We start from the raw sequence: 25,701 nt of genomic DNA on the forward strand, positions 1-25,701 counted from the left end.
GCATGATCATGGCGTGCCTGACTCGCTTCTCGCCGCCTGCCGCGCCCTCACCTCCGCCGACGACCGGAGCTTCGGCGCTGCCCTCTCCGTCGTGTACGGGCGGATCCCGGACGCCGGCCCCGACGAGCGCCGCGCCGCCACCGAACACCTCGGCGACCACGTCGAACGGTTGGACCCGCGGCACGCGAGCTGGGTGGCGATCCTCGTCGGCGCACTCACCGAGTACGGGGCGGATCCCACCCCCGCGGCCGCGCCGATCCTCGCCTGCCTGAAGACCATCGCCGAGGCCGCCACGTACTTCGCGGACGCCTGGCGCGACGTGACCGACGAGGCGCTGCCCGACCCGTGCGGCGTACCGGACCGGCGGATCGAGCGGATGCTGCGGCCCGAGCTGGGGGACGCCACCGCCGTCGTGGTCGAGGCGTGGGGCAGCCTGCCGCGCTGGACCACCGCCGCCCACGCCGTACTGGAAGGGTCGGCCGAGGCGCGCCGGCCCCGCGTCGACACCCCGCAACTGCGCCGCGTCGTCACCGCCGCCGCCGCGTACTGTCCGGATCTGCGCGAGGTGGAGAGGCTGCTGCGGGTGCTGGACGGGGTGCAGGTGCTGGCGCTGCACCGGGAGTCGGCCCGCGGGTTCGTGGTCGGGATCGGCGGGGTCGGCGACAACCGGCAACTGGAGACGCTGCTCGCCGGTGCCCTCGTCGACCGGTACGGGCTGCCCGGGCATCCGGTGGACCCGCGCTGGACCGCCGCGTACTCGGACGGTGCGCCGGCCGAGGGCCCGGTGACCGGCTGGTGGGACCTGGCCGGCGCGGACGGTGAGCCGCTGGGCCGGGAGTCGGTGCCGGCGGACATCCCGGTCGTCGACGGGATGCGGGTCGTGGTGCTCGACCCGCCCGCGCGCCGGCGTACGTGGCGGGCCGCCCGCCGCCACCCGCGGATGACCGCCACCCTCACCGTCACCGGCGAACTGTCCGCCGGCCAGCTCGCCGCCTGGTGGGACCGGGTACGTCCGGCGCCGGTGCGGTGACCCCGGGGTAGGTTGACCGGCATGGAGATCCCGGAGCACGTGGACCGGGTGCTGTCCGTGGTCGAGCTGATCCCGCCCGGCCACGTCATGTCGTACGGTGCGGTCGCCGACGTCGTCCGCGAGCGCGGCGGTACGGCCAGCGCCCGCAGCGTCGGCACCGTCATGGCCCGGTACGGCGGCGCCGTGCCCTGGCACCGGGTGGTCAACTCGGCGGGCCGGCTGCCACCCGGGCACGAGCGGCGGGCGCGCGCCGCCCTGGACGCAGAGGGCGTACCGTTCCGCGGCGAGCGCGTCGACATGCGCGCCGCCGCCTGGTACCCGGAGGACTGACCGCCGCGCCGCCGCGTGATCCCCGGGGACCGACCGCCGTGCCGGGCCGGAGCGGGCCCGCGGTGGTCCACAGTGGAGCATGGAAAGCTCCACTGTGGACCGTGGGGCTACTTCTGGACCGCGCGGGTGTAGTCGGCGATCGGCTTGCGGAGGGCGTCCGCCTGCGCCTTGAGGTTCGCCTGCGCGGCGTTCGGGTCGCCGCCGGTGATGGTCTTCTCCAGCGCCTCCTCGGCCGACTGGCGCGCCTGCGGCATGACACCGAGCGCGCACCCGGCCGTCGCCACGCTCGGCTTCGTCGAGTGCAGCTGGTTCACCGCCACCGTGAACTGCGGGTACTGCTTGACCCACGCCTTGTCGCTGGGCTGGTCGAGCGCCTTGGAGTTGACCGGGAAGTAGCCGGTGCCGGTGTGCCAGGACGCCTGCACCTCGGGCGACGCCGCGTACTTCACGAACTCCCAGGAGGCGCGCTTCTGCGCGTCCGTGTGGCCGATGCCGTCGATCCACAGGCTGGCGCCGCCGATGATGGTGCCGCCGTTCGGCGAGCCGGTACCGGACAGCCGCGGGAACGGCGCGGCCACCACGTCGAACCTGCCCTTCGACGCGTTGATGTAGTCACGCATCTCGCCGGTGGACTCCAGCGACATGCCCACGGTGCCGGACTTGAACGCCTGCTGCGCCGCGTCGGTGGTACGGCCGGTGTTCGACGCGTACCCCTTCTTGACCATGTCGGTCCACCACTGGGCGACCTTGACGCCGTCCGGCGAGGCGAAGTCGACCTTCGTCGCCAGCCCGCTGCGGCCGTTGTTCCTGTCGCAGTACTGGTCGCCGTTGGTGGCGAGGAGCTGCTCCAGGAACCAGCCGTAGATGGCGGCGTTGAAGCCGACCACGTTGTGCTTCCTGTCGGTCAGCTTCTTTGCGTCGGCCATGATCTCGGCCAGGTTCGTCGGCGGCTTGTTCGGGTCCAGCCCGGCCTTCGCGAACAGCTTCTTGTTGATGTACAGCAACGGCATCGACGAGTTGAACGGCATCGAGTCGAGCTTGCCGTTGAACGTGTAGTAGTTCGCGATGTTGGGTTCGAGCTGGCTGGTGTCCCACTTGTCCTTGTCGGCGAACTTGTACACCGGCACGGTCTGCTTCGAGTCGATCATGAACCGCGACCCGATGTCGTACACCTGGATCAGCTCGGGGGTGTGCTTCTGCTGCACCGACGTCTTGTACTTGGCGATCGCGTCGTCGTACTCCCCGACGTACACGGGCTTGACGACGATCTTGCCCTTGTGCGCGGCGTTGAAGCGGCTGGCGATCGAGTTGAGGGCGACCGCGTTCGGCCCCTTCATGCTGTGCCAGAACTCGACGGTCGTGACACCCTTCGCGTGCGACAGGGCGTCGGCGCCGGGCGCGGCGGTCGAGCTGCCGCCGGAGTCGCTGCCGCCGCAGGCGGCCAGCGCGGCCGTCGTGGTGAGCGCCGCGGCGGCAGCCAGCAGCCGTACCGTGTGGCGTTGCCTCATTCCGTTGCCTCCCAAGGATTCTCGTTACCGAACCGCGCCGGCGGTCAGGCCGCGCACGATGTACCGCTGTCCGAACAGGACGATGAGCAGTGTCGGGATCACCGACAGGGCGACACCGGCGATCACCAGCCCCAGGTCACCGACCTCGGCGTTGCGGAGCTGGGTGATGCCGATCTGGAGCGTCTGCTGGCCGGGGCTGCGCGTCACGAGCAACGGCCAGAAGTACTGGTTCCACGCGGTGAGGAAGATGTACACGCCGGCGGCGGCGATCGACGGCCGCGCCAGCGGTACGAGGATGCGCCACAGGAAGCGCAGGTGCCCGCAGCCGTCCATGACCGCCGCGTCCCGCAGTTCACCCGGGAACTGGAGGAACGCCTGCCGCAGCAGGAACGTACCGAACATGTTGGCCAGGAACGGCAGCACCAACCCGAGCAGTACGCCGGGGGTCATGCCGCCGGTGCCGGTGAGCAGGCCCCAGTCGGCGATGTGCAGGTAGTTCGGGATGATGATCGACTCGGCCGGCACCATCAGCGTCGCCATGAACGCCGCGAACAGGAATCGCTTGCCCGCCAGGCGCATCCACGCGAACGCGTACGCCGCGAAGATGCTCGTGACGAGCTGCGCCACGGTGATCACGCCCGCCTGCAACACCGAGTTCAGGTACTGCGTCGCCAGCGGGATCGAGTCGAACACGCCGGTCAGGTTGCGCCACGCGAACCCGGTCGGGAACACCTTCGGCGGCGACGAGGCGAGGTCGCCGCCGGGCATCACGCTGCCGACGAACGCGTAGTACACCGGGAAGAGGACGGGGATCAGCGCGAGCACGAGCACCACGTACACGACGATGCGGCCGGCGCTGACGCGGCGCCGTCGCCGGGTCCGGCCCGTACTGTCCACTGTGGATGGTCTGGTGGCGGTGGTGGTCATCAGTAGTGCACCCTCCGCTGGAGCACGCCGAACTGGATCCCGGTACAGGCGAGCACGATCAGCAGCAGCACCATGGCCTGCGCGCTCGCCGCCCCGAAGTCGCTCGACCCGAACGCGAACGCCTTCTTGTAGATCGAGTACACGAGGGTGGTGGTGGCGCCGTCCGGACCGCCGCGGGTGAGGATGTGGATCTGGCCGAAGCTCTGCAACGACTGGATCGTCGTCACCACGACGAGGAAGAAGATCTGCGGCGACACCAGCGGCAGGATGATCCGCCGCGCCAGGGCGACACCGGTCGCGCCGTCCAGCCGCGCCGCCTCCATCACCTCGCCCGGGATCGCGCCGACGCCGGCCGACAGCACGAGCACGTTGTACCCGAGGTTCATCCAGACGGTGGTCAGCGCCAGCGAGACCATCGCCATGTGCGGATCGGTCGTCCAGCCCACCTTGTCGACGCCGAGGAAGCCGAGGATCCCGTTCGCCAAGCCGATCTGGTAGTTGTAGATGACCGAGAAGATCACCGACGCGGTCGCCACGCTGAACGCGAACGGCAACGCGAACGCCGTGCGCAGCACCCGGGCCCCGCGGATCTGCGACTCCAGCAGCAGCACGACCACCAACGCCCCGAGTACTCCGGGCAGCACGGTCAGCAGGACGAACAGCAGCGTGTTGAGCAGCACGTGGCCGAACTCGCCGGACGTGAACATGTCGGTGTAGTTCTGCAGGCCGACGAACACCGACGCGCCGCCGAACAGGTCGCTGCCGTGCATCGACAGGTAGACCGAGTCGCCGAGCGGCCAGACCACGAACGCCCCGAACACCAGTGCCGACGGCACGAGGAACAGGTACGCCATCAGGTGCTCGCCGGTGTGCCTGGCCGGTGCCCGAGGCACGGTCCCGCCCGTGGTCATGCGGCTCTCCTTCCGAACGTGGGCTGTTCGCGCCCGGCGCGGGCCTCGCGACACCCGCCGGAGCCCGCCGATTCTGCCACGTCTGGTGGTGATTCGCGGTTCCCGCGAGGTTGGCCGCCGTACGGGGGTTCGGTGAACACTCGCGGCTTCTGTACGCACCGGCGACGCCATCGTGATGCCACGGTGACTTGACCGGCGTCACGGGTGACGTCATGCTGGTGTCGACGCCGTACGGGAGGGTCCGCTGTCCGACCGAAAATGTCGGTGCCGACGTCTACCGTGCCCGTGCAGACTTGGGCTTCACCGTCCGTCGAGGACCTCAACCGGGGGGAACGACCCAGCATGATCATCGAGACCAAGGCGCTGCGGAAGACGTTCCGCAGCAAACGCGGCACCGTCGAGGCGGTCCGCGGCGTCGATCTCGCCGTGGCCGAGGGGCAGGTGTTCGGCTTCCTCGGCCCGAACGGCGCCGGCAAGACCACCACCCTGCGGATGCTGTCGACCCTGCTCACCCCCGACGGCGGTGAGGCCACGGTCGTCGGCGTCGACCTGCGCCGCAACCCCGGCGAGGTGCGCCGCCGGATCGGATACGTGGGGCAGAACGGCGGCACCTGGCGCGAGGCCACCGCCCGCGAGGAACTCGTCCTCCAGGCCCGGCTGTACGGGTCGAGCAAGGCCGAGGCCGTCCGCCGCGCCGCCGACTCCATCGAGGCGTTCCAGCTCGGCGCGTTCGCCGACCGCAAGACCACGACGTACTCCGGGGGACAGAAGCGGCGGCTGGACATCGCGCTCGGGCTGGTGCACGGCCCGCGGCTGGTGTTCCTGGACGAGCCGACCACCGGGCTGGACCCGCAGAGCCGGTCGCACGTGTGGGACGAGGTGCGCCGGCTGCGTTCGGAGGGGATGACGGTCTTCCTCACCACGCACTACCTGGACGAGGCCGACGCGCTCTGCGACAACATCGCGATCATGGACGACGGCGCGATCGTCGTCGAGGGCACGTCGGACGAGCTGAAGCGGCAGGTCGCCGGTGACGTCGTGACGCTCGGCTTCGGCGCCGACGGCGCGGAGACGGTGCCGACCGCGCGGAAGCTGCTGGACGACGCCAGCTACCTGCGCAAGGCCGAGGAGTCCGGCACCGACCTCCGGCTGTACGTGGAGGGTGGCGCCACCGCCATGCCGCAGATCCTGCGCGAGCTGGACGGTGCCGGCATCGTCGTCGAGTCCATCGAGCTGCACCGGCCGAGCCTCGACGACGTGTTCCTGCACCAGACCGGCCGCTCGCTGCGCGACGAAGCCGCCTGAGATCCCAAGGGAGACAACGGAAATGGGTAAGTTCCTGCGGGACACGTGGCTGGTGTTCCAGCGTTCGATGCTGCTGACGCTGCGGAATCCGACCTGGGTCGTCGTCGGCCTCGCGCAGCCGCTGTACTACCTGCTCCTGTTCGCGCCGCTGTTGAAGAAGGTGCGCGCACCCGGGATGGCCGGCGGGGACGCGGCGTTCGCGTTCTTCATTCCGGGGCTGCTGGCCCAGCTGGCGCTGTTCGGCACGCTGTTCGTCGGGTTCGGACTGATCGGCGAGCTGCGGGACGGGGTCATCGAGCGGATGCGGGTGACGCCGGTCAGCCGGTTCGCGCTGCTGCTCGGCCGCGCCCTGCGCGACGTGGTGACGCTGGTCGCGCAGGCCGTCGTACTGGTCGTGATCTCGCTGCCGTTCGGGTTGAAGGTGCAGTTCGCGCCGCTGCTGCTGGTGCTCGCGCTGATGGTGCTGCTGGCCGTGATGGGCGCCTCCGTGTCGTACGCGGCGGCCCTGATCCTCAAGAGCGAGGACGCGCTGGCACCGCTGGCGAACGGCATCGCCATGCCGATCCTGCTGCTGTCCGGCGTGTTCCTGCCGATGGCCGCGGCACCGGGCTGGCTCCAGGCCGTCTCCCGTATCAACCCCCTGCGGTACGGGGTGGACGCGGCCCGCGACCTGTTCGCCGGTCACGTGAGTACGGCCGCGGTGTACGAGGCGGTCGTGATCCTGCTGGCGTTGACGGTGGCGTCGGTGATCTGGGCGGCCCGCCGGTTCGCCCGCAGCGTCGCCTGACCCGCGGCACGTTCGCCGGGGGAGTACGGCCCGGTCGGTCGCCAGAGGGGTGCGCCCGGCCGGGCCGTTGTCGCGTCGGGTGTGCCGCGGGCTCCCGGACACCGTGACGCGTGCTGCGCCGGGTTGCCGGTCTGGTGAGGTCCGTGACCGGCGGCGCCGTTCGTGCGCGTGCCGGGGTTTCATCGATTCTTTTGGATGTCTGGGCTCGTTGGCCCTTGTCCGGTGTAGTTGTGTGGGTTTAGGTTCGACTTCGGCGCCGCGGCGACGTCGTCTGCACACAGGTACACACAGGTCCCCGCTTCCTTCCGTCGCCGGCGCCGACCCAGCACGCCGGTCGGGTACCGGTCGCCAGCCCCTCGGCGGCCCGGCCCGGTAGCGAAGGGAGATCCCCCATGCGAAGACTCCTGGCGGTCGTCGTGGCGGCGGTACTCGCGGCAGGTGGCGGGGCCGCCGCCGTCGTCGGGACACCCACCGAGGCGAAGGCCCTGCCGAACGGGCTCGCCGTGACACCACCGATGGGCTTCAACGACTGGAACTCGTTCGGGTGCGGCGTCGACGAGCAGCTCATCGAGCAGACCGCCGACTTCTTCGTGTCCAGCGGCCTCAAGGACGCCGGCTACGAGTACGTGAACATCGACGACTGCTGGTCGTTGAAGCAGCGCAACGCCGACGGGCACCTCGTACCGGATCCGGCGAAGTTTCCGGACGGCATCAAGGGCACCGCCGACTACGTGCACGGCAAGGGCCTCAAGCTCGGCATCTACTCCAGCGCCGGGGACAGGACGTGCGCCGGGTACCCGGCGAGCTTCGGGCACGAGACGGTGGACGCGCAGGACTTCGCCGACTGGGGCGTCGACTACCTGAAGTACGACAACTGCGGGGCGCGGAACACCCCGGAGACCAAGGACGGCTACATCGACCGGTACTCGCGGATGCGGGACGCGCTCGCCGCGACCGGCCGGCCGATCGTGTACAGCCTGTGCGAGTGGGGCAACTTCGATCCGGCGACGTGGGCCGGCGGCGTCGGCAACCTGTGGCGTACGACGGGGGACATCAGCGACAACTGGGCGAGCCTGAGGAGCATCGTCCGCAAGAACATGGGCCTGTACGCGGCGGCCGGCCCCGGCGCGTGGAACGACCCGGACATGCTGGAGGTCGGCAACGGTGGCATGACCGACACCGAGTACCGGACGCACTTCGGGCTCTGGTCGATGATGGCGGCGCCGCTGCTGATCGGCACCGACCTGCGGAAGGCGACGCCGGCCACGCTGGACATCCTGAGCAACCGCGAGGTCATCGCGCTGGACCAGGATTCCGCTGCGGTACAGGCGAAGCCGGTCGCCGATGCCGACGGGCACGTGGTCTTCGCGAAGAAGCTGGCGAACGGTGACGTCGCGGTCGCGCTGTACAACGAGAGCGACACGGCGGCCACCATCTCCACGACCGCGTCCGCCGTCGGCCTGCCCGCCGCCGACGCGTACGCGCTGCGCGACGTGTGGCGGCACAGCACCACCGAGTCCGCCGGTACGATCGCCGCCTCGGTGCCCGCGCACGGCACCGCGATCTACCGGGTGTCCACACCGGACAGATGGTCGTCGTACCCGCCGGCGGTGACGTCGCAGGCGACCGCGCCGCCCGCGTACCCGGGGGCGCCGGTGTCGGTGGTGGCGGCCGGCTCCGCGAACCCGGTGTCGACCGCGGTGACCAACGACGGCCGCGTCGCGATCACCTCGGTGTCCGCCGGCCTGACCGCACCGGACGGCTGGACGGTCCGCGCCACGTCCGGGCGTACCGCGGCGGCGCTGCCGTCCGGGGCGAGCCTGAGTACACAGTGGACGGTGGAACCACCGGCGGGCACGAAGCCCGGCACCTACCCCCTCACCGTGACCTCCGCGTACTCCTGGGCCGGGCACCCGGCGCGCGGGTCCGGCAGTACGACGGTGCTCGTGGCGGTGCCGCCGACCGCCGGTACGCACGCGCTCAGCGACCTCGACTGGTTGTCGGCCGACAACGACTGGGGTCCGGTCGAGCGCGACACGAGCAACGGCGAGACGGCCGCCGGCGACGGGCACACCATCACCATCAACGGCGCCACGTACGCGAAGGGGCTCGGCACCAACGCCCCCAGCCACATCACGTACTACGTCGGCAAGACGTGCTCGTCACTCGCCACCGACGTCGGCATCGACGACGAGAAGGACGGCAGCGTCGCGCTCGCCTCGTTCCAGGTGTACGCGGACGGCGTCAAGGTCGCCGACAGCGGGCCGATGACGGCCGCCGACCCGGCCCGCCACCTGACCGCCGACCTGTCCGGCGTGAGCCTGGTCCAGCTCGTCGCCAACGACGAGGGCAGCGCCAACTCCGACCACACCGACTGGGCCGGCCCCGTAATCACCTGCGGCTGACCCGGGTACGACCGCGTGGCGCCCGGCCCCTCCGCCGGGCGCCACACGCATGGTTCTCCTTGCACCGCAACGGTTTCCATCGACCGATGCGTCGTCGACCGCGTCGGGGCGGCCGTGTGCCGCGGGAGGAGCTGGCGGGGTTGCCGCTGATGCCGTTCGTCGCGGACACCCTGGTCCCGCCGAGCGCCCCGCCCCTGTCGTTCGGCGGGGACCGACCCGCGTCAGCCGAAGCGGCCGGCGCTGAGGCGGCGCAGTTCCGCGGAGAGCGCGGCGCGGTCGACACCGGTCGCGAGGAGCGGCACCTGGTACCGGGCGCGCAGCTCGTCCCGGTCGAACCGGGCGTTGCCCGCCGGGTACACGTTGAGGGTGCCGGCGACGTCGATGCGGTCGATCTCGTCCCAGCGCAGCCGCACCCGGTACCGGAGCGATGTCAGCGGCCGGATGTGCACGCCCTCGGCGTCGGCGCGGAACCACGGCCGGCCCGGCGCGAGCAGCGCGAGCTGCCACACCGTGAGCAGCCCGCCCGCCGCGACGAACGGGTACGTGAGCGGTCCGGGCCTGAGCAGCGACGCGCCCACGATCGCGGCGGTCAGGGCCGCGGTTCCCAGTCCCCGCAACGGTTTCGGGCCGAACTCGTACACCTCGGTGGGCATGGCGGGCAGCGTACCGGTGGAGTTCGCGTGGCTGGCAGGTCCGGACGGCCAGGCACGAACCATACGTTCGGCCAGGCCGTGCCGCGCCGGGAGTCTGCAGCCTCCCGGGCGGGTCGACGGGTCAGCTCAGCCGCGCGTCGGCGTACACGAGCATCGCGTCGTGCTGGTACTGCGCGAGCCCCTCGGCGATCCGGTCGAAGTTCTCCCGGAACCGCGGGTCGTCCACGTACGTGCGCGCCAGTCCCTTGTACGCCACGGCATTCGGCGTCCAGAACCGGCACACGCCGCGGTAGTGCACGTCCACCTCGGCCTGTACGGCGGGGTCGTCGACGGGTTCGCCGGCGACCATGTGCTCCGCCATCCGGATCAGCTGCGCGGTGACCTCGCGCTGCCACTGCTCGGAGTCCTCGGCGGTCATGCCCTCGACGGCGGCGCGGGACTCCTCCCAGGCCGCGGGCCAGCGTTCCCGGGCCTCCGCGTCGACCTCGGTACGGCTCTGCTCGGTGAAGCCCTCGAACAGGTTCTCCGGGCGGTTGATGGTGCTCATCGTGTCGTCCTCCTGCAGTTCGGCGATGGTGCGGCCGACGGTACGGACGAGCGTGTCGAGCCTGTCCCGTTCCGCCAGCAGCCGCCGGTGGTGCTCGCGCAGCACGGACACCCGGTCGACCTGGCTGTCGAGTACCGCGCGGATCTCGCGCAGCCCGACGCCCAGCTCCCGCATCAGCAGGATCTGCTGCAACCGCAGCAGTTCGGCCCGTTCGTAGTGGCGGTGGCCGTTGCTCGCGATCCGGGCCGGCGGCAGCAGACCGATCTCGTCGTAGTGCCGCAGCGTCCGGGACGTCACCCCGGACATCCGCGCCACCTCGGCGATCGACCAGCCCATCGCGCCGCCCCCCTTCGCCGGCCGGTACGTCCGGCCACCTCGAACGGTAGAAGTTGACGCCGCGGCAACCGCAAGTCGCGCGTGAGAACCTCTCAAACCCACAGCTCCGGCAGCGCGATGCCGAGGCCGCCGAGCAGCGTACGCAGGAGGGGCAGGGAGACGCCGATGACGGTGCCGGGATCGCCGTCGATGCCCGCCACGAACGGCCCGCCGCGACCGTCGATCGTGAACGCGCCGGCCACGTGCAACGGTTCGCCGGACGCCACGTACGCGGCGATCTCGGCGTCGGTGACCTCGGCGAACCGTACGGTGGTGGCCGCGACCGCGCCGACCGACGTACCGGTGCGGGTGTCGGTCAGCTGGTGGCCGGTGTGCAGCACCCCGGACTTGCCGCGCATCCGCCGCCACCGGTCCGTCGCGTCCGCGGCGTCCGCCGGCTTCCCCCACGTCTCGCCGTCGAACTCCAGCACCGTGTCGCACCCGAGTACGACGGCGTCCCGGGCCCCGGGGAGGGCGGCGACGGCGGCGCACTTCCGCCGGGCCAGTTCGAGGCAGAGGTCGGCGGCGGAGCCGGCCGACACCACCGACTCGTCGACCCCGCTGACGATCACCTCGGGGTCGAAGCCGGCCGCGCGCAGCGACGACAGCCGGGCCGGACTCTGGGAGGCGAGGACGAGGCGCACAGTCATACCGACTGTCTATCAGCGGTACGGGCGGCCGGCGGGCCCGGGGCGGATCAGAGCCAGTCGCGGCGGCGGAAGATCGCGTACAGGATGACGAACAGGACGACCATCACGCCGCAGCAGGTGACGAACCCCCACTCCCGGCCGTTGCCGGGGAACGGGACGTTGATGCCGTAGAAGCCGGTGACGACGGCGGGGATCGCGATGAGCGCCGCCCAGCCGGTGACCCGCTTGCTGATCTGGCCCATCCTGCTGTCGTGCAACGCCATCCGGCTCTGCATGATGTTCGCGACCGTGTCCCGCAACGACTCCGACCACTCCGTCACGCGGTCGGCGTGGTGCCGCACGCCCGCGAAGTACGGCCGGAGCTGCGGGGTGATCAGCTCCGGGATGTACTCGTACAGCTCGTCCAGGGTGTCCGGGGTGGACAGCGTGTACCGCCGGACCTCGACGACGCTGCGCCGCAGCTGGTGCGACCGCGCCTGCAGGTACGCCTCGTCGGGGTGGTCGGCGAACAGCTGGCCCTCCAGGCTCGACAGGGCCTCGTCGAGCGCCAGGACCGTGTCGTACTGGCTCTGCAGCACTTCCTTGAGCAGCCCGTGCAGCAGGAACCCGACGCCGTGGTGGCACAGGTCGACGTGGTTGTCCCACAGCTTGAGCACCGCGGCGGTCGGGAACCGGTCGTCCGAGCGGACGGTCAGCAGCAGGTCCGGGCAGAGGAACGCGGCGATCCGGCTGGCCGACACGACTCCCGACGCGTCGTCGAACGCGACCGCCCGCAGGCTCACGAACTCGTGGTCGGCGTGGTGCAGGAACGTCGCGCGCGGGTGCGCGTTCAGCGCCTCGTGTACCGACAGCGGGTGCAGGCCGAGCCGCTCCACCAGCGTGTCCAGCTCGTCGGCGTCGTCCGGGCCGAGGTCGACCCAGACCGTCGCGCCGGTACCGAGCAGCGGCGTGACCTCGTCGATCGGCCCGCCGTCGGACAGCAGCTCGCCGTCCCGGTACACCCTGGTACGCGCCATGGGCCGACCCTAACGTCCGGTGGAAAGCCGGGACGTCCACCAGGCGCGGGGGCCGGGGCGCAGCACGCCGAGGCGGGCCGCCGGATCCCGCCAGGTGGGTACGGCGGGCGGTGCGGGCGGCGGGGCGGTGGCGCTCCGGGCGGCGAGTACGGCGACCAGGGCCGCGAGTTCCGCCTCGTCCGGCGCGCCGCGTACGACCCGGATGTTCATGCTGGTCCCCTTCTACAGCGGGATGTTGCCGTGCTTGCGGGGCGGGTTCGTCTCGCGCTTGCCGCGCAGCATCGCCAGCCCGCGGGCGACCGCGAGGCGGGTCTGCGCCGGCGGCAGCACCGAGTCCACGTACCCGCGCTCGGCCGCCTCGTACGGGTTGCACAGCGCGTCCTCGTACTCGGCGATCAGCTCGGCCCGGGTCGCGTCCGGGTCCTCGGCCGCCGCGAGCGTACGCCGGTGCAGGATGTTCACCGCGCCCTGCGCGCCCATCACCGCGATCTGCGCGGTCGGCCACGCGAAGTTCAGGTCCGCGCCCAGGTGCTTCGACCCCATCACGTCGTACGCCCCGCCGTACGCCTTGCGCGTGATGACGGTGATGAGCGGGACGGTCGCCTCGGCGTACGCGTAGATGAGCTTGGCGCCGCGGCGGATGATGCCGTTCCACTCCTGGTCGGTGCCGGGCAGGAAGCCGGGCACGTCCACGAACGTCAGGATCGGCACGTTGAACGCGTCGCAGGTGCGCACGAAACGCGCCGCCTTCTCGGACGCGCCGATGTCGAGGCAGCCGGCGAAGTGCATCGGCTGGTTCGCCACCACACCGACGGGATGCCCGTCCACGCGGCCGAACCCGCACACGATGTTCGGCGCGTACAACGCCTGCACCTCGCAGAACTCGCCGTCGTCCAGCACGTGCCCGATGACCGTGTGCATGTCGTACGGCTGGTTCGCGGAGTCCGGGATCAGCGTGTCCAGCTCCCGGTCCGCGTCCGTGACCTCCCGCGGCCCCACCACGTCCGGGTACGCCGGCGGCTCGTCCAGGTTGTTGCCCGGCAGGTACGACAGCAGCTGCTTCACGTACTCGATCGCGTCGGCCTCGTCGGACGCCAGGTAGTGCGCGTTGCCCGACCTCGTGTTGTGCGTACGGGCCCCGCCCAGCTCCTCGAAGCCGATGTCCTCGCCGGTGACGGTCTTGATGACGTCCGGACCGGTGATGAACATGTGCGACGTCTGGTCGACCATCACGGTGAAGTCGGTGATCGCCGGCGAGTAGACCGCGCCGCCGGCCGCCGGGCCGAGGATCAGCGAGATCTGCGGGATCACGCCGGACGCCTTCACGTTGCGCCGGAAGATCTCGGCGAACAACCCGAGCGCGACCACACCCTCCTGGATCCGCGCGCCACCACCGTCGTTGATGCCGACGACCGGGCAGCCGACCTTCGCCGCCAGGTCCATCACCTTGCAGATCTTCTCGCCGTACACCTCGCCCAGCGAACCGCCGAACACGGTGAAGTCCTGGCTGAAGACCGCCACCGGCCGGCCGTCGACCGTGCCGTACCCGGTGACCACGCCGTCCCCGTACGGCCGGTTGGCGTCGATGCCGAAGTTCACCGAACGGTGCCGCGCCAGCTCGTCCAGTTCGGTGAACGAACCCGGGTCCAGCAGCAGGTCGATCCGCTCCCGCGCGGTCTTCTTGCCCCGCGCGTGCTGCTTCTCCACCGCGCGCGCCGACCCGGCGTGCACCGCCTCGTCGTACCGCTGCATCAGGTCGGCGATCTTCCCGGCCGTGGTGTGGATGTCCGGCCCGGGATCGCTCACGTCTGCACTCACGCCTGCGAGCCTAGGATGTCCCGACCCGCCGGGCCACGCGGGCGTGCCGCCGCCGGTGCCGCGGTCAGTAGGCTGGGACACTCCGGACAGGGAGGCTCGGGTATGGCCGGCAGGGCAGGAAGGGCGCGGCGGCGCCTCGGCTGGACCCTGCTGCTCGGACTGTCCGCCATCGCCGCGGTACTGCTCGTCGTGCACCTGCTCTGGCCCGCCCGCGTCGACGCCATCGCCCTCGTACTCCTGGTCCTCGTCGCGCTGCCCGGCCTCGGACTCGTACTCGACTCGGCCGAGCTGCCCGGCGGCGTGAAGGTCCAGTTCCGCGCCCTGGAACGCCGGGTGGAACGGACCGCAGCGACCGCCGACGCCGCACTCGGTGCCGCCACCGCTGGGGCCCCGACGCCTGTACCGCCGGTACGGCCGCTGCTCGCGGCGACCCGCGGCGGCCCGGCGACCACGCGGCGCTGCCCGACCTGCGGTACCGGGACCGCCGCCGGCGACCTCTTCTGCCGCCACTGCGGCGCCGAACTCGCTCCGCGCTGTCCCCGCTGCGGCAGCGACCTCGGCCCCCGGCCGCACGGCAACTACTGCCCGCACTGCGGCGTACGCCTCGCCGGCGCCGACCACCCGGACCCGCTCGTCGGGCGGCCCGTCGAGCAGGCCGTACCCAGCGAGGGCCACGCCACGACCGACGGCGGGGACGGCGCGGTGCCGCCGGTGTCCGCGCCACCGGCCCACCAGGGCACGGCTTTCCACGGGCCCGTCCCGACGCTCGCGTGGACGTCCGACACCGACGGGCCGTACGGGATCGGGCCCTTCTGGCCACGGGGTACCTCGCCCTGGGAGTCCGGCCCGGCGACGCCCGCGACCCCCGCGTCCTCAGGCGACGAACCGCCGGAGGACGCCGCCCCGCCTCCCCCCACCTCCCGCCAGGCCACCGGAAACGCCGGGCAGGCCGCCGAACCCGACTCCCACACGCGGCACACGACCGGATCCGACTCCACGACCGCGCGGGGCGTCGGATCCGCACCCACGGCTGGGCCGGGCGTCGGATCCGGCTCCACGACCGGGCGTGGCGCGCAGCGCGCCTCCGGTGCGGGGCAGGGCGCCGGATCCGCACCCATGACCGGGCAGGCTGCTGGATCCGACTTCGCGACTGGGCGGGGCGCGCAGCGCGACTCCAACGCGGGGCAGGGCGCCGGGTCCGACTCGACGGCTGGGCGGGGCGCGCGACCCGAGGGCGCAGGGACCGGGCAGGACGGCGAGATCGGTGCCGACTCGTCCGGCGAGGGCGGGCCGGATTCGGTTGCGGTGCAAGGGAACGATGGCGTCGTCGAGGAGGAGGTACGGGGACAGCGGCCGGACGTCGGCATGCCGCAGGTTCCCCCGACGGGGCGCCGACCATCGCCGGATCACCCGGGGGAACTTCCACCGCCGCGACCGCCGGTACCGGGACCGCGTCGGGAGACGCCGTCGCGTACCTGGTGGCGGCGGTGGCGGCGCCCGGTGTCCGCCGCGCCGGCGGGCTGGGACGACGCGCCGATGCCGGACGTCGGGGAGGTCGCCGAGCTGGCCGACCGGTACGAGCGGCAGCGGGCGCGGATGCGGTCCGGCCCCAGGCGTACGGCGGCGATGAACGAGTTGTTCGGCCGGCTGATGGTGGCGACGTTGCGGGATCCGGGGTTCGCGGCGGAGCGGGCGTTGCGGTCGGACCGGGCGGGGTGGCGGCTGGCGGGCTGCGCGTCGGCGTACGCGGCGCCGCGGCCGGAGCTGCTGCCGGTGCTGCTGGCCGGGGTGCTGGCCGAGGACCTGCCGTTCAACCAGTACTGGGGGCTGCGGGCGCTGGCGCGGGCGCTGTCGCTGCCGGACCGCCCGGAGCTGCCGGCGGGGGCGTACGCGGAGCTGGTGGGGTTGCGCCGCCGGACGGCCCGCCGCGACGCCGACCGGGCGCACGAGGTGGACGCGATTCTCGACCTGCTGGCGGGCGACGACCGGGCCGGCTCGTAGCCTGGGCGGATGGAGTCGCCGTACACCGATCTGGGCCGTCCGCCGCTGTCCGCCGAGCGCCTGGCCACCGCCCTGGTACGCCCGGGCGGGTTGTGGACCGAGCTGCGGGTCGTCGCCGCGACGGGGTCGACCAACACGGACGTGGCCGCGGCGGCGGGCGCGGGCGTACGAGAGGGTCTGGTACTGGTCGCGGAACGGCAGGACGCCGGCAAGGGGCGGCTCGGCCGGGTGTGGACGTCGCCGGCGCGGGCCGGGCTGCACGTGAGCGTGCTGCTGCGGCCGGGGCGGGCGGACGACGCGGGGCACCCGCCGGTGCCCGCCGCCCGGTACGGCTGGCTGCCGTTGCTGGCGGGCGTCGCGCTGGCCGGCACGGTACGCCGGCTCGCGGTGGTCGAGGCCGCGCTGAAGTGGCCGAACGACCTGCTGGTCGGCCCGGTGGGGGAGCGGCCGGCGGGCAAGTGCGCCGGCATCCTCGCCGAGGCGGTACCGGATCCGGACGGCAGCGGGCCCGCCGTCGTCCTGGGCATCGGGCTGAACGTGTCGCTGCGCGCCGACGAGCTGCCGCGCGCGGACGCGACCTCGCTGGCGCTGGCGGGCGCGACGCTGACGGACCGGGATCCGTTGCTGCGCGGGCTGCTCCGCGACCTCGCCTCCTGGTACGAGCGGTTCCGGGCGGCGGCGGGTGACCCGGTGGGCAGCGGCCTGCTGGCGCGCTACCGGGAGGAGTGCGCGACGCTGGGCCAGCAGGTACGGGTGGAGCTGCCGGACGACACCACGCTCACCGGTACGGCCAGCGACGTCGACGCCGACGGCCGGTTGGTGGTCACGCCCGCGGGCGGTACGCCGGTGACGCTGGCCGCCGGCGACGTCACGCACGTCCGCCCGGCCACCTGACCGTCGGCGTCACCGGGGCCGCGGGTACCCGAGGACGGTGACGGTGACGTCGACCCAGGTGGTGCGGAACCCGGCGCGCGCCAGCTCGTCCCGTACGGCGGCGCGGACGGCAGCGGCGGCGTCCGGCGCGGACACCGTCCCGTCGACCTGGACGTCGAGCCGGACGGCCGCGCCGGGTGGTCGCGGCGAGACGCCGGTGGGGTCGACCGCGACGGAGGTGACCGCCGCGACGCCGGGTACCCGGGCGGCGGCGAGCCGGCAGATCCGGGCGAGTACGCGGGCGGCGACGTTCGGGTCGGTCATCACGTCCACGATCCGTCACCGGCGCCGCGGCGTACGGCGGACGGGTGGCGAATCGCCCGGCGGTGGACCCGCGGCGGGAGACGGCCCGGCCGGATCCGGTGGGGCGAATTGCCGGGACCGGCAGTATCTCGGCGCAATCTGGATCACTCTGTGTATGTCGACGATGCCGTAATGGTGTCGGTGCCGACGGCGGCGTGAACGGAGGAACGATGTCCCACCGGCAGTTCGGGTTCCTGGCCGGTCTGCTGATCGCCTGGCTGTGGGCGACGACCGGGTTCCTGGTCGCGCTCGGCGCGGTCGCCGCCGGACTGGTCGGCTACGGCGTCGTCCGCGTCCTGGAAGGCGACGTACGACTCGGTGACCTGACCGAACGCTTCGGGTCGAAGCGCACCTGACCGCCGACGAGACCGCAGCACGACACGAGGGGGTACGACGATGACCGCGACCGCCACCAAGACGACCGAGTCCGCGAAGGGGCCCGGCGACGCGACGCCCGCGCCGCGACCCACCAGTACGATCGGGACGCACGCCGCGCTGACGAGCGAGCACGGTCAGACCCGCATCGCCGACACGGTGGTCGCGAAGATCGCCGGGATGGCCGCCCGGGAGATCCCCGGCGTGTACTCGATGGGCCGCGGCTTCGCGCGCCGGATGGGGCAGCTGCGCTCACTCGTACCGGGGAGCAGCGAGGTGTCGCTGGCCACCCAGGGCGTCTCCGTCGAGGTCGGCGAGCGCGAGGCGGCCATCGACCTCGACGTCGTCACCTGGTACGGGCAGAGCATCGTCGAGGTGTCGGAAGCGGTGCGCGCCAACGTGATCCAGCGGGTCGAGTCGATGACCGGGCTGACCGTCGTCGAGGTGAACATCAACGTCGACGACATCTTCGTCGAGGGCCAGGACGAGGAGCCCAAGGAACCACGGGTCCAGTAGTGGCCGACCTGTCGACGGACCGGGTCATGCTGGCCCGCGCGGTCGCCGCGGCGGCCGGTTCGACGCCGGGGGTGGCCCGGCTGGTCCCGGGTACGGGCGTGCCCGTGGTGACGCACGTACCGGGTGGCACGGTGACCGGGGTCGGTCTCGGGCCGGCCGCCGTGTCCGTACACGTTGCGGTGGACCGGTTTCCGCTGGAGCCGGTCATCACCGGGGTCGTCGAGGCCGTCAGCGCGGTACTCGCCGGCGCCGGCGACCCGCGCCGCGTCGAGGTCGTCGTCGAGGACGTGGACGAGGCCGCCGTACGGCGCGCGGCACGCGCCCGGGACGCCGACTGATGCGGGTCGTGAACCGGCTGGCCGGCGTACTCCTCGGGCTCGTACTGCTCGCGGGCGGGCTGCTCGTCGTGGTGGAGGGCGTGCTCGCCGCCACCGGCCGCCGACCGTGGCCCGTCGACTTCGCCACCTGGTACGGGCCGCTCACGCGGACCGAGCTGCGCGCGCCCGTCGTCCTGGCGTGTTCGATCGCGGTCGGCGTACTCGGGCTGCTGCTGTTCGTCACCCAGGTACGCCGGTGGGCGCCGCCGCGGCTCGCCGTCCGGCACGGTACCGGCGCGCGACCGGTGTCCTGGTGGGTGTACCGCCGCTCGGTGGAACGCGAACTGTCCAGCGCGGTCGACGCGCTGCCCGGGGTGTCCGAGACGCGGTGCCGGCTGCGCGGTCGCGGCGACCGGTGGCGGCTCACCGTCAGCCCGCGCGGCCGCTCCGACACCGGCGAACCGGTGCACCGCGCCGTCACCGCCCAGCTCGAACGGATGGCCGCGCCGGTGCCCGTCCGGGTCCGCGTGGCGCTGCGCCGGCCGAGGCGGGTGGCGTGATGGATCGGCTCAACCGTGCGCTGTTCACCGTCCTCGCCGTACTGCTCGTCGCCGCCGGTGTCGCCGGTACGCTCGCGAGCCTCGGCCGGCTGCCCCGCGTCGACCCGGCGACACACCTGCTGCCGCACGCGCTGCGGGACCGCTGGCACGACTGGGGCCCCGCCGCCTGGCTGGTACTCGCCGGCGCCGGCCTCGTCGTCGCCGTCCTCGGCTTCCTGCTGGTACGAGGGCAACTCGTGCCGCGGCTCGGCCGCCCGATGCCGGACCTGGTACTCACCGACCCGGAGCGCGCGGACACGCCGCCCGGCCGTACCCGGGTGCGGTCGACCGCGCTGGTGCACGGCTTCGAGCGCGACCTGGCCCGGCACCCGAAGGTACGGCGGGTGAGCGTCGGGCTGGGCGGCGACGCGGCGGATCCGCTCGTACACGCCCGGCTCGAACTGTTCTCCGGCGCCGACGTCACGCACCTCCAGTCGTACGTGGCGGAGTCGCTGTCCCGGTTCGTCACCACGACCGGACTCGACCCCGCCGACGTACGCGTCGTGCTGGCGCTCACCGACCGCGACCACCACCGCGTCCGCTGAGTACGCGGGCCGTCGGAGCATGGCGGCGATCCGTTAGGGTTCCGGGTACTTCGCAGTTGGCGCAGGAGGGTTTCGCCGTGGGGTTCCCGGACAACATGCTCGTGGACGACGAACAGGTCGTCCTGCGGCTGCACCCGCACTGGAAGCGGCTGGTCGGCGCGCTGCTGGCCACCGTGGTCGTCGTCGCGCTGGCGGTGCTCGGCATCGCCGTCAGCCCCTGGCCCGTCCTGTCGTACGTGATCGTCGGGGTCGCGGTGCTCCTGCTGCTGATCTACCCGCTGCGCCGGTTCCTCGGCTGGGCGACCACGCACTACGTGTTCACCACGCACCGGATCCTGCTGCGGCACGGCATCCTGTCGCGGTCCGGCCGGGACATCCCGCTGGACCGGATCAACGACGTGTCGTTCGAGCACAACCTGCTGGAGCGGCTGTTCGGCTGCGGCACCCTCATCATCGAGTCGGCCGGCGAGCACGGGCAGATCGTGCTGAAGGACATCCCGCGCGTCGAGCGCACCCAGGCCACGCTCTACCAGCTGGTCGAGCAGGACACCGACCGCGACCCCGGCTACTGAGCCGGCAGCACCGCCGCGGGCGCACGGATCCGCCGGGATCACCCGTCGCGGCGGGCGAACCAGCCGCGGAACCGCATCACCAGTACCGGCGCGTCCGGTTCACCGTCGGCGAGCCGGCGCAGCGTCCCGGTGAGGTGCACGGTGCCGAGCCCGGGACGGGTCCGTGACGGTTCGCGGTCGGTGACGACCAGCTCGCCGGCGAGCTTGTCCCCGGCGTACACGGGGGCCTTCCAGCGCATCTCCTCGACGCCGGGGGAGGCCGCCGCGGCGGCGCGGGAGAGTACGTGGTCGACGTAGCCGCGCATGAACAGGCTCGCCGTGAACCAGCCGCTCGCGATCAGCCCGCCGTACCCACTCTCCTGCGCCAGCACCGGATCCACGTGGTACCACTGCGGGTCGAAGCGCCGCGCGAACGCCAGCATCTCGGCGCCGTCGACCTCCACCACGCCCAGGTCGAACACGCGCCCGGGCGTCAGATCCTCGTAGTACCAGTCGGGGACGGCGCCGGTGCCGGATCTCACCGGTCACCCGTCCGCGGGTCCTCGTCGGGCTCGGGCAGCCCGGTGGCCGGGTCGACGGCGGGGTCGCTCGCGGGCAGGAACACCCATCGACGGTAGGCGAAGAACCGGAACAGCGTGCCCAGCGCGGTCCCCACGATGCTGCCGGAAATGTTGTTGGCGAGCGGTGTCTGGAACACGGCGGGCCACTGCGCGCCGAGCACGTAGTAACTGAATCCCAGGCACAGCAGGGCGATCAGCAGACCCACCGCGTTCATCACGAAGTACAGGAAGTACTCGCGGGCGAGGTTGGTGCGCGGCCGGTGGCGCCACGTCCAGTACCGGTTGCCGACGAACGCGAGGCTGGCCGCGACGCTGACGGAGATCGTCTTCGACGTCAGCGGCCCCAGGCCGAACCCGGACTCGCACACGTTGTACAGCCCGATGTCGACGAAGAAGTTGATCCCGCCCACGATGCCGAACTTGGCCACCTCGTGGATGAGCTGCCGGAACCGGGCATACAGCCCGCGCAACCCACCCGCCACGGGTGCGACCTGTTCGGCGTGTGATTCCGCCACCCGGCCGAGAGTACCGACCGGGTGGCGGTCGCCGGGTCAGCGTCCTGCAAAACGTCATCCGTCGGACGCGTCAACTCGGGCCGGCGAGCGCGAGCCCGCCGAGGTAGATCTGGTCGCTGCCGCTGGACAGGGACATCTGGCCGTCGCCCGGTACGGACGCCGTACGGGTGGCCACGTCGGTGCCGAGGGTGTTCCAGTTCGGATCCTTGGCGGTCTCCGGCGCGGAGACACAGACGCTGCGTCCGATGTCGGTGACGGCCGTACCGCCGATGCGCAGCGTGTCGTCCCCGTACTTCCCGTCGGTCTGCCGGTCGCCGTCCCAGACCACCGTGCCGACCTGGACCGGGCCGCCGGTACCGACGGCGAGCCGCGCCGGCACCGTGGCGCCCACGTCGACGACGCCGTCGAACACCGCCACGTTGCTGGCCGGCGCACCCGGCGCGTCCACCACCACGAGCAGGCCCCAGCCGTCGAACACGCCGCCGTCCGCGGACCCCAGATACAGGCTGTCGGTACTGAACGTCCACAGCCCGCCGCCACCGTTCGCGATCAGCGACGTCACGTCCGCGCTGTACTGTCCGCCCCCGGCGATCGCCGCCGCCGTGCCGGTCACCGTACCGTCGGCGCCGCCCGGCGTGGTCAGCTTCACCGACGCGGGCAGCGAGCCGGTACTGCCGCGCCCAGCCCAGGTGAGCTGCGCGTACCGCACCCGCGCGCCGGGCGGCAGGTCGAGCCGGGCCCGGCTGCGCGCGCCGCCGGTCAGCCCGGACAGCGGATCGCTGCCGGCCCCGCCGTCCCCGTGGTACGCGGCGACGTTGCAGTCGTCGTTGATCCGGCACGGGTCGCGGCCGATGATCGGCAGGCCGGTCGTCCCCTGGATCAGCGTGTTGCCGGCGGACACGATGCGCTGCGACCCGGTCGCGGCGTACGCGGTGCGGGTCTGCCGCGGCGCCACCACCACCGGGAAGCTCTGCCGTACGGTCCGGCCGAGCGCCTGGATGTCGATGTGCACCGGCTGGAACCCGGCCACCGACCCGACGTTCACCCGCAACTTCGCCGTCGTACTGGCGCCCGGGGCGAGCAGCGAGTGCGTACAGACCACCGTGGTGGCGCTGCCGCGGCAGGTCCAGCCGCCGCCCGACGCGCCGCCGGCACCGCCCGCCGCCAGCGTCATCGGCGCCGGCAGGTGGATCGTCATCCGGATGTCACCGGCCCCCGGTACCTCCGGGTTCGGCGACGGCGACGGCGAACCGCTCGGCGCCGGGCTGGGCGACGACGGCGACGGCGACGCGGTCGGCGACCCCGGCAGCCCCGGCAGTCCCGGCAACCCGGGCAGCCCCGGTACCGGCGGGCCCGGCTCCGGCTGCGGCGTCGGGGCACCGCCGGCCGTCGTACCGGTGGTGGGCGGGCTGGGCAGCGACACCGGGTCCGATCCCGTACCGCCGCCGGCGCCCCCGGTGAACGGCCGGCTGCCCGCGCCGCCGCCCGTACCGCCGGTGGACGGCCGCGGGTTGCTGATCGTGATGGGCAGCGCGCCGTTGTTCGTACCGGCGGTCAGCGTGCCGGCCGTCAGCTTTGGCGGCGTGATCCTGTACGGCGGCTGGCTCGGCGTCGGACTCGGCGCCGGCGCCGTACTGCCCGGCCGGTTCGCCGGTGGCGTCTTCTTCGGGTGGGAGCCGGGCGGGGTGTTCGCCGGCGGGTTCTTGGCCGGCGGGTTCTTCCCGGGCGGGTTGTTCCCGGCTGGCGGGTTGTTGTTGCCGCCACCGGCCGGCGGCGGAACCGCCTGCGGCCGCGGAGGCGCCGAGGTGTGCGACACCAGCAGCAGCCCGGCGACGACCGCGGCGACCACCGCGACGGCGCCACCGCCGAGCGCGGCGTTCCGCGGACCGATCTTGGCGATGAGCCCCTTGAGCCAGCCGACGACCGCGTGCCACTGGTGCTGGAGCCACACCAGCAGCCCGCCACCGGCGACCGCGGCCGCCTTCGTCGCGCTGCCGATCCCCAGGTACGCCTTCCATGTCGCGCCGACCACCAGCGGTGCCAGCACCGTACGCAGGCCGGAGTTGACCTCGCCCAGCTCGGTGTAGAGCATGGTGCACTTCGCGCAGTCGGCGAGGTGCGCGTCGACCTTCTCCCGTTCGCGCTTGGCGAGGCCGTCGCGGACCCGGGTGCCGAGCCGTTCCGCGGCCCAGTGGCAGGTCGGGTCGGTGGTGGAGGCGATGTGCTCCTGCAGGTACATCTGCTTGAGCCGCTCCCGCGCCCGGTACGCCAGCGCGGACACCCCGTTCGCCGTCAGGCCCAGCATCGGCGCCACGTCGGCCGGGCTCTCGCCCTCGACCTCGGTGTGCCACAGCACCGTCTGCCACCGTTCCGGCAGCTTCGCGAACGCCCGCGCCGCGAGGCTGCGCTCCAGCCCCTCGCTCGCGGTGTCCGTGAACTCCTCGCCCGGGTCGTACTTGCTGAGGTCGTCGGTGACCTCCAGCCGCTTGTCCCGCCGTACCTGGTCGTAGAAGGTGTTGCGCAGGCTGGTCAGCAGGTACGCGCGGAAGGCGACGTCGGGGCCGTGTCCCGCCCGTAACGTCGAGAGGACCTTGGCGAACGCCTCGGCGACGAGATCGTCGGCGGCCGAGGAGTCGCGCACGAGGGTGCGGGCGAGCCGGTTCGCCGCGTCGACGTGGCGCATGTAGAGCAGCCCGAACGAGGCGGCGTCGCCGTCGCGGGTCGCCGCGATCAGCTCCGAGTCGCTGCGGTCGACGGCGGAGGGGTCCACCGGACCGTACTGGGGGGAAGTCGTCATGGTCGGCCGTTCTGCTGGGGGGATCCGCAGCGGGCTACGGACAAACGTGCCTGTACGAGAGAACGCGCGAGGTAGATCTTGGTGACGCTCCAGCTGTGATCGATTGGAGGGTGTTTTCTCGATCAAAGTAGGTCATACCCGTCGCTATGCCGTGGAGTTCGGCGGAAATTCCTGTCCGGATCCCGTCATGAAACGGCCCCGGGCGGGTCTCCCTAGCGAGAGCCGACCGGGTGCGATCCTGCCCGGACGAAAGGAGGGTGCGTGACAGGGATCCACCGCCGGCTGACCAGCGTGCCCGGAGCGACCGGACCGGGCGGGTACGGACGCTGGCAGTACGGACGGGGAACGGAGGAACTGCGGGCTGCGTGGCGATCGGAGTCGATGGCCACCGGCTGGTCGCGCCCGCGGGACTGGTGGCTGCCCGAGGTCGACGAACTCGCCGCCACCCTCTGCCGCGCCGGACCCGGGTACCCGTCCGGCGGCGTCCTCGCCGCGTCCGCCCGGCTCGGCCAGGCCCGCGCCGACGCCGGCGTCGGACTCACCGAAGCCCTCGACGACCTGGCCGCCCTGTACCGGTTGCTGCCCGTCGGCGCGCCACCGCTGCCCGCGGTACGGGCGTTCGTGGAGGCGTGGGCGGACGTGTGGCTGCGCGTCGTCCACGACGCGAGCTGCATCGACCCGCTCACCGAACTCACCAGCGCCCCGTACCTGCGGACCCGGCTGGCCGAGCTGTACCGCGCCGCCGACACGGAAGGCTGGTCGGTGCCCGACCGGTACCGGCTGGTGGTGGTGGCGCTGGACGGCAGCGGCGGTGGCTGGAGCCTGCTGGTACGCCGGATCGCGGTCGCCGAGACCCTGCGCGCCGTGTTCCGCGGCGGCGAGACCATGACCGCGCTCGCCCCCGCCCGCATCGCCGTACTCGCCGGCCACGACGGCGGCGACGCCGTGGCCGCGACACTCCGGCGGATCCTCGCCGGCCGCCGCGGCGTACGACCGGCCCGGGTGTGGCTGGCCGACCTGCCGGCCCGTGCCGGCGGCGTAGCCGGGATGCTCGCCGGGCTGGCGGACCAGGCGGACCCGTGATCGGCGAAACGTCGGGTATGGGGCACCAGATGGTCGTAGCGTCACGGGAAACGGCTCGTACGACGGGGGACTGTCATGGCTGCTGGCATGGAGAGCAAGCTGGACAAGGCGTGGGAGACCAAGAGCGTGCAGGAGATCGCGGACGCGCCGGTCGCGGCGCTCCAGGGCGTCAGCGAGGGCGACGCCGAACTGCTCGGCAAGGCGTTCGGCATCAAGACCGTGCGCGACCTCGGCACCAACAAGTACTTCCGGTGGGCGCAGGGCATCGCCACCCTGGCCGACTGAGGTACATACCCGACAGGCGGCGGAGTCGCCGGCCGGGC

General features: G+C 72.6%; 28 protein-coding genes. 15 read left to right on the forward strand and 13 right to left on the reverse strand.

Features of this window, described 5'->3' with window-relative positions; translation table 11 throughout:
* Window positions 1-13: 13 nt before the first annotated feature.
* Together Aru02nite_RS13570 and Aru02nite_RS13575 are read left to right on the forward strand one after the other, a co-directional pair.
* Entirely contained in the window at window positions 14-1,030 is a 1,017-nt protein-coding gene (locus tag Aru02nite_RS13570; RefSeq protein ID WP_203657841.1) for a hypothetical protein, read from the forward strand.
* A 21-nt stretch (window positions 1,031-1,051) separates the two neighbouring features.
* Entirely contained in the window at window positions 1,052-1,360 is a 309-nt protein-coding gene (locus Aru02nite_RS13575) for an MGMT family protein (RefSeq protein WP_203657842.1), read from the forward strand.
* Between the two features lie 107 nt (window positions 1,361-1,467).
* On the opposite strand, the gene Aru02nite_RS13580 is transcribed toward Aru02nite_RS13575, so the two are convergent.
* Genes Aru02nite_RS13580 through Aru02nite_RS13590 form a run of 3 tightly spaced genes read right to left on the reverse strand, consistent with a single transcriptional unit; the run spans window position 1,468 to window position 4,706 of the window.
* Window positions 1,468-2,868, reverse strand: a complete 1,401-nt coding sequence (locus Aru02nite_RS13580; RefSeq protein ID WP_203657843.1) for an ABC transporter substrate-binding protein — start codon at window positions 2,866-2,868, stop codon at window positions 1,468-1,470.
* A 24-nt stretch (window positions 2,869-2,892) separates the two neighbouring features.
* Window positions 2,893-3,795: a carbohydrate ABC transporter permease gene (locus Aru02nite_RS13585; protein WP_203657844.1), complete on the reverse strand. Its 903-nt coding sequence runs from the start codon at window positions 3,793-3,795 to the stop codon at window positions 2,893-2,895.
* The gene (locus Aru02nite_RS13590) at window positions 3,795-4,706 is read right to left on the reverse strand and encodes a carbohydrate ABC transporter permease (RefSeq protein WP_203657845.1); all 912 of its coding nucleotides are present in this window, start codon (window positions 4,704-4,706) and stop codon (window positions 3,795-3,797) included. The genes Aru02nite_RS13585 and Aru02nite_RS13590 overlap by 1 nt, the downstream gene beginning before the upstream one ends.
* Before the next feature lie 345 nt (window positions 4,707-5,051).
* Between Aru02nite_RS13590 and Aru02nite_RS13595 the strand changes: the two genes are divergently transcribed.
* The 3 genes from Aru02nite_RS13595 to Aru02nite_RS13605 all read left to right on the forward strand — a co-directional run bounded on the left by Aru02nite_RS13595 (window position 5,052) and on the right by Aru02nite_RS13605 (window position 9,203).
* Window positions 5,052-6,011 carry an ATP-binding cassette domain-containing protein gene (locus tag Aru02nite_RS13595; protein WP_203657970.1) on the forward strand — a complete coding sequence of 320 codons (960 nt, stop codon included), beginning with the start codon at window positions 5,052-5,054 and terminating at the stop codon, window positions 6,009-6,011.
* A gap of 22 nt (window positions 6,012-6,033) precedes the next feature.
* Window positions 6,034-6,798 (forward strand): ABC transporter permease, encoded by a 765-nt coding sequence (locus Aru02nite_RS13600; protein WP_203657846.1) that lies wholly within the window; start codon window positions 6,034-6,036, stop codon window positions 6,796-6,798.
* A 392-nt stretch (window positions 6,799-7,190) separates the two neighbouring features.
* Entirely contained in the window at window positions 7,191-9,203 is a 2,013-nt protein-coding gene (locus Aru02nite_RS13605; RefSeq protein WP_203657847.1) for an NPCBM/NEW2 domain-containing protein, read from the forward strand.
* 221 nt (window positions 9,204-9,424) lie between these two features.
* On the opposite strand, the gene Aru02nite_RS13610 is transcribed toward Aru02nite_RS13605, so the two are convergent.
* The 6 genes from Aru02nite_RS13610 to Aru02nite_RS13635 form a co-directional block, all read right to left on the reverse strand.
* Window positions 9,425-9,856 (reverse strand): hypothetical protein, encoded by a 432-nt coding sequence (locus tag Aru02nite_RS13610; RefSeq protein WP_203657848.1) that lies wholly within the window; start codon window positions 9,854-9,856, stop codon window positions 9,425-9,427.
* A 121-nt stretch (window positions 9,857-9,977) separates the two neighbouring features.
* Complete coding sequence (locus Aru02nite_RS13615) at window positions 9,978-10,739, reverse strand: MerR family transcriptional regulator (protein WP_203657849.1); 762 nt, start codon at window positions 10,737-10,739, stop codon at window positions 9,978-9,980.
* A 92-nt stretch (window positions 10,740-10,831) separates the two neighbouring features.
* Entirely contained in the window at window positions 10,832-11,428 is a 597-nt protein-coding gene (locus Aru02nite_RS13620) for a Maf family protein (protein ID WP_203657850.1), read from the reverse strand.
* Between the two features lie 47 nt (window positions 11,429-11,475).
* Window positions 11,476-12,444 carry a magnesium transporter CorA family protein gene (locus tag Aru02nite_RS13625; RefSeq protein WP_203657851.1) on the reverse strand — a complete coding sequence of 323 codons (969 nt, stop codon included), beginning with the start codon at window positions 12,442-12,444 and terminating at the stop codon, window positions 11,476-11,478.
* Between the two features lie 9 nt (window positions 12,445-12,453).
* Complete coding sequence (locus tag Aru02nite_RS13630; RefSeq protein WP_203657852.1) at window positions 12,454-12,654, reverse strand: acyl-CoA carboxylase epsilon subunit; 201 nt, start codon at window positions 12,652-12,654, stop codon at window positions 12,454-12,456.
* Between the two features lie 12 nt (window positions 12,655-12,666).
* Window positions 12,667-14,196, reverse strand: a complete 1,530-nt coding sequence (locus tag Aru02nite_RS13635) for an acyl-CoA carboxylase subunit beta (protein ID WP_203657971.1) — start codon at window positions 14,194-14,196, stop codon at window positions 12,667-12,669.
* 168 nt (window positions 14,197-14,364) lie between these two features.
* On the opposite strand from Aru02nite_RS13635, the gene Aru02nite_RS13640 reads away from it, so the two are divergent.
* Both Aru02nite_RS13640 and Aru02nite_RS13645 read left to right on the forward strand, forming a co-directional pair.
* On the forward strand, window positions 14,365-16,263 hold the full coding sequence (locus Aru02nite_RS13640; RefSeq protein ID WP_203657853.1) for a double zinc ribbon domain-containing protein: 1,899 nt from the start codon (window positions 14,365-14,367) through the stop codon (window positions 16,261-16,263).
* Between the two features lie 9 nt (window positions 16,264-16,272).
* Complete coding sequence (locus tag Aru02nite_RS13645) at window positions 16,273-17,157, forward strand: biotin--[acetyl-CoA-carboxylase] ligase (RefSeq protein ID WP_203657854.1); 885 nt, start codon at window positions 16,273-16,275, stop codon at window positions 17,155-17,157.
* Window positions 17,158-17,166: 9 nt separating this feature from the next.
* On the opposite strand, the gene Aru02nite_RS13650 is transcribed toward Aru02nite_RS13645, so the two are convergent.
* Window positions 17,167-17,460 (reverse strand): hypothetical protein, encoded by a 294-nt coding sequence (locus tag Aru02nite_RS13650; protein WP_203657855.1) that lies wholly within the window; start codon window positions 17,458-17,460, stop codon window positions 17,167-17,169.
* A 209-nt stretch (window positions 17,461-17,669) separates the two neighbouring features.
* Here Aru02nite_RS13650 and Aru02nite_RS13655 point away from each other — a divergent pair, with 209 nt between their 5' ends.
* From Aru02nite_RS13655 to Aru02nite_RS13680, 6 genes are all read left to right on the forward strand, one after another.
* Window positions 17,670-17,855 carry a hypothetical protein gene (locus tag Aru02nite_RS13655; protein ID WP_203657856.1) on the forward strand — a complete coding sequence of 62 codons (186 nt, stop codon included), beginning with the start codon at window positions 17,670-17,672 and terminating at the stop codon, window positions 17,853-17,855.
* A gap of 40 nt (window positions 17,856-17,895) precedes the next feature.
* Window positions 17,896-18,390 (forward strand): Asp23/Gls24 family envelope stress response protein, encoded by a 495-nt coding sequence (locus Aru02nite_RS13660; RefSeq protein WP_203657857.1) that lies wholly within the window; start codon window positions 17,896-17,898, stop codon window positions 18,388-18,390.
* Window positions 18,390-18,728, forward strand: a complete 339-nt coding sequence (locus Aru02nite_RS13665; protein WP_203657858.1) for a hypothetical protein — start codon at window positions 18,390-18,392, stop codon at window positions 18,726-18,728. The genes Aru02nite_RS13660 and Aru02nite_RS13665 overlap by 1 nt, the downstream gene beginning before the upstream one ends.
* A complete protein-coding gene (locus Aru02nite_RS13670) occupies window positions 18,728-19,267 on the forward strand; it encodes a hypothetical protein (RefSeq protein WP_203657859.1) in 540 nt (179 codons plus the stop codon). Before Aru02nite_RS13665 ends, Aru02nite_RS13670 begins: the two co-directional genes overlap by 1 nt.
* Window positions 19,267-19,851: a hypothetical protein gene (locus Aru02nite_RS13675; RefSeq protein WP_203657860.1), complete on the forward strand. Its 585-nt coding sequence runs from the start codon at window positions 19,267-19,269 to the stop codon at window positions 19,849-19,851. Before Aru02nite_RS13670 ends, Aru02nite_RS13675 begins: the two co-directional genes overlap by 1 nt.
* Window positions 19,852-19,928: 77 nt before the next feature.
* Window positions 19,929-20,423 (forward strand): PH domain-containing protein, encoded by a 495-nt coding sequence (locus tag Aru02nite_RS13680; protein WP_203657861.1) that lies wholly within the window; start codon window positions 19,929-19,931, stop codon window positions 20,421-20,423.
* Window positions 20,424-20,461: 38 nt separating this feature from the next.
* On the opposite strand, the gene Aru02nite_RS13685 is transcribed toward Aru02nite_RS13680, so the two are convergent.
* The 3 genes from Aru02nite_RS13685 to Aru02nite_RS13695 all read right to left on the reverse strand — a co-directional run bounded on the left by Aru02nite_RS13685 (window position 20,462) and on the right by Aru02nite_RS13695 (window position 24,295).
* Window positions 20,462-20,944 (reverse strand): MaoC/PaaZ C-terminal domain-containing protein, encoded by a 483-nt coding sequence (locus tag Aru02nite_RS13685; RefSeq protein WP_203657862.1) that lies wholly within the window; start codon window positions 20,942-20,944, stop codon window positions 20,462-20,464.
* Window positions 20,941-21,498, reverse strand: coding sequence for a GtrA family protein (locus tag Aru02nite_RS13690; RefSeq protein ID WP_203657863.1), 558 nt, complete (start codon window positions 21,496-21,498; stop codon window positions 20,941-20,943). Before Aru02nite_RS13690 ends, Aru02nite_RS13685 begins: the two co-directional genes overlap by 4 nt.
* 70 nt (window positions 21,499-21,568) lie before the next feature.
* Window positions 21,569-24,295, reverse strand: a complete 2,727-nt coding sequence (locus tag Aru02nite_RS13695; protein ID WP_203657864.1) for a sigma-70 family RNA polymerase sigma factor — start codon at window positions 24,293-24,295, stop codon at window positions 21,569-21,571.
* Between the two features lie 261 nt (window positions 24,296-24,556).
* On the opposite strand from Aru02nite_RS13695, the gene Aru02nite_RS13700 reads away from it, so the two are divergent.
* Window positions 24,557-25,378, forward strand: a complete 822-nt coding sequence (locus Aru02nite_RS13700) for a hypothetical protein (RefSeq protein ID WP_203657865.1) — start codon at window positions 24,557-24,559, stop codon at window positions 25,376-25,378.
* A 75-nt stretch (window positions 25,379-25,453) separates the two neighbouring features.
* Window positions 25,454-25,663: a hypothetical protein gene (locus tag Aru02nite_RS13705; protein ID WP_203657866.1), complete on the forward strand. Its 210-nt coding sequence runs from the start codon at window positions 25,454-25,456 to the stop codon at window positions 25,661-25,663.
* Window positions 25,664-25,701: the final 38 nt, after the last annotated feature.

It is taken from the genome of Actinocatenispora rupis (genome assembly GCF_016861975.1).
GTDB classification, from domain to species: Bacteria; Actinomycetota; Actinomycetes; order Mycobacteriales; family Micromonosporaceae; genus Actinocatenispora; species Actinocatenispora rupis.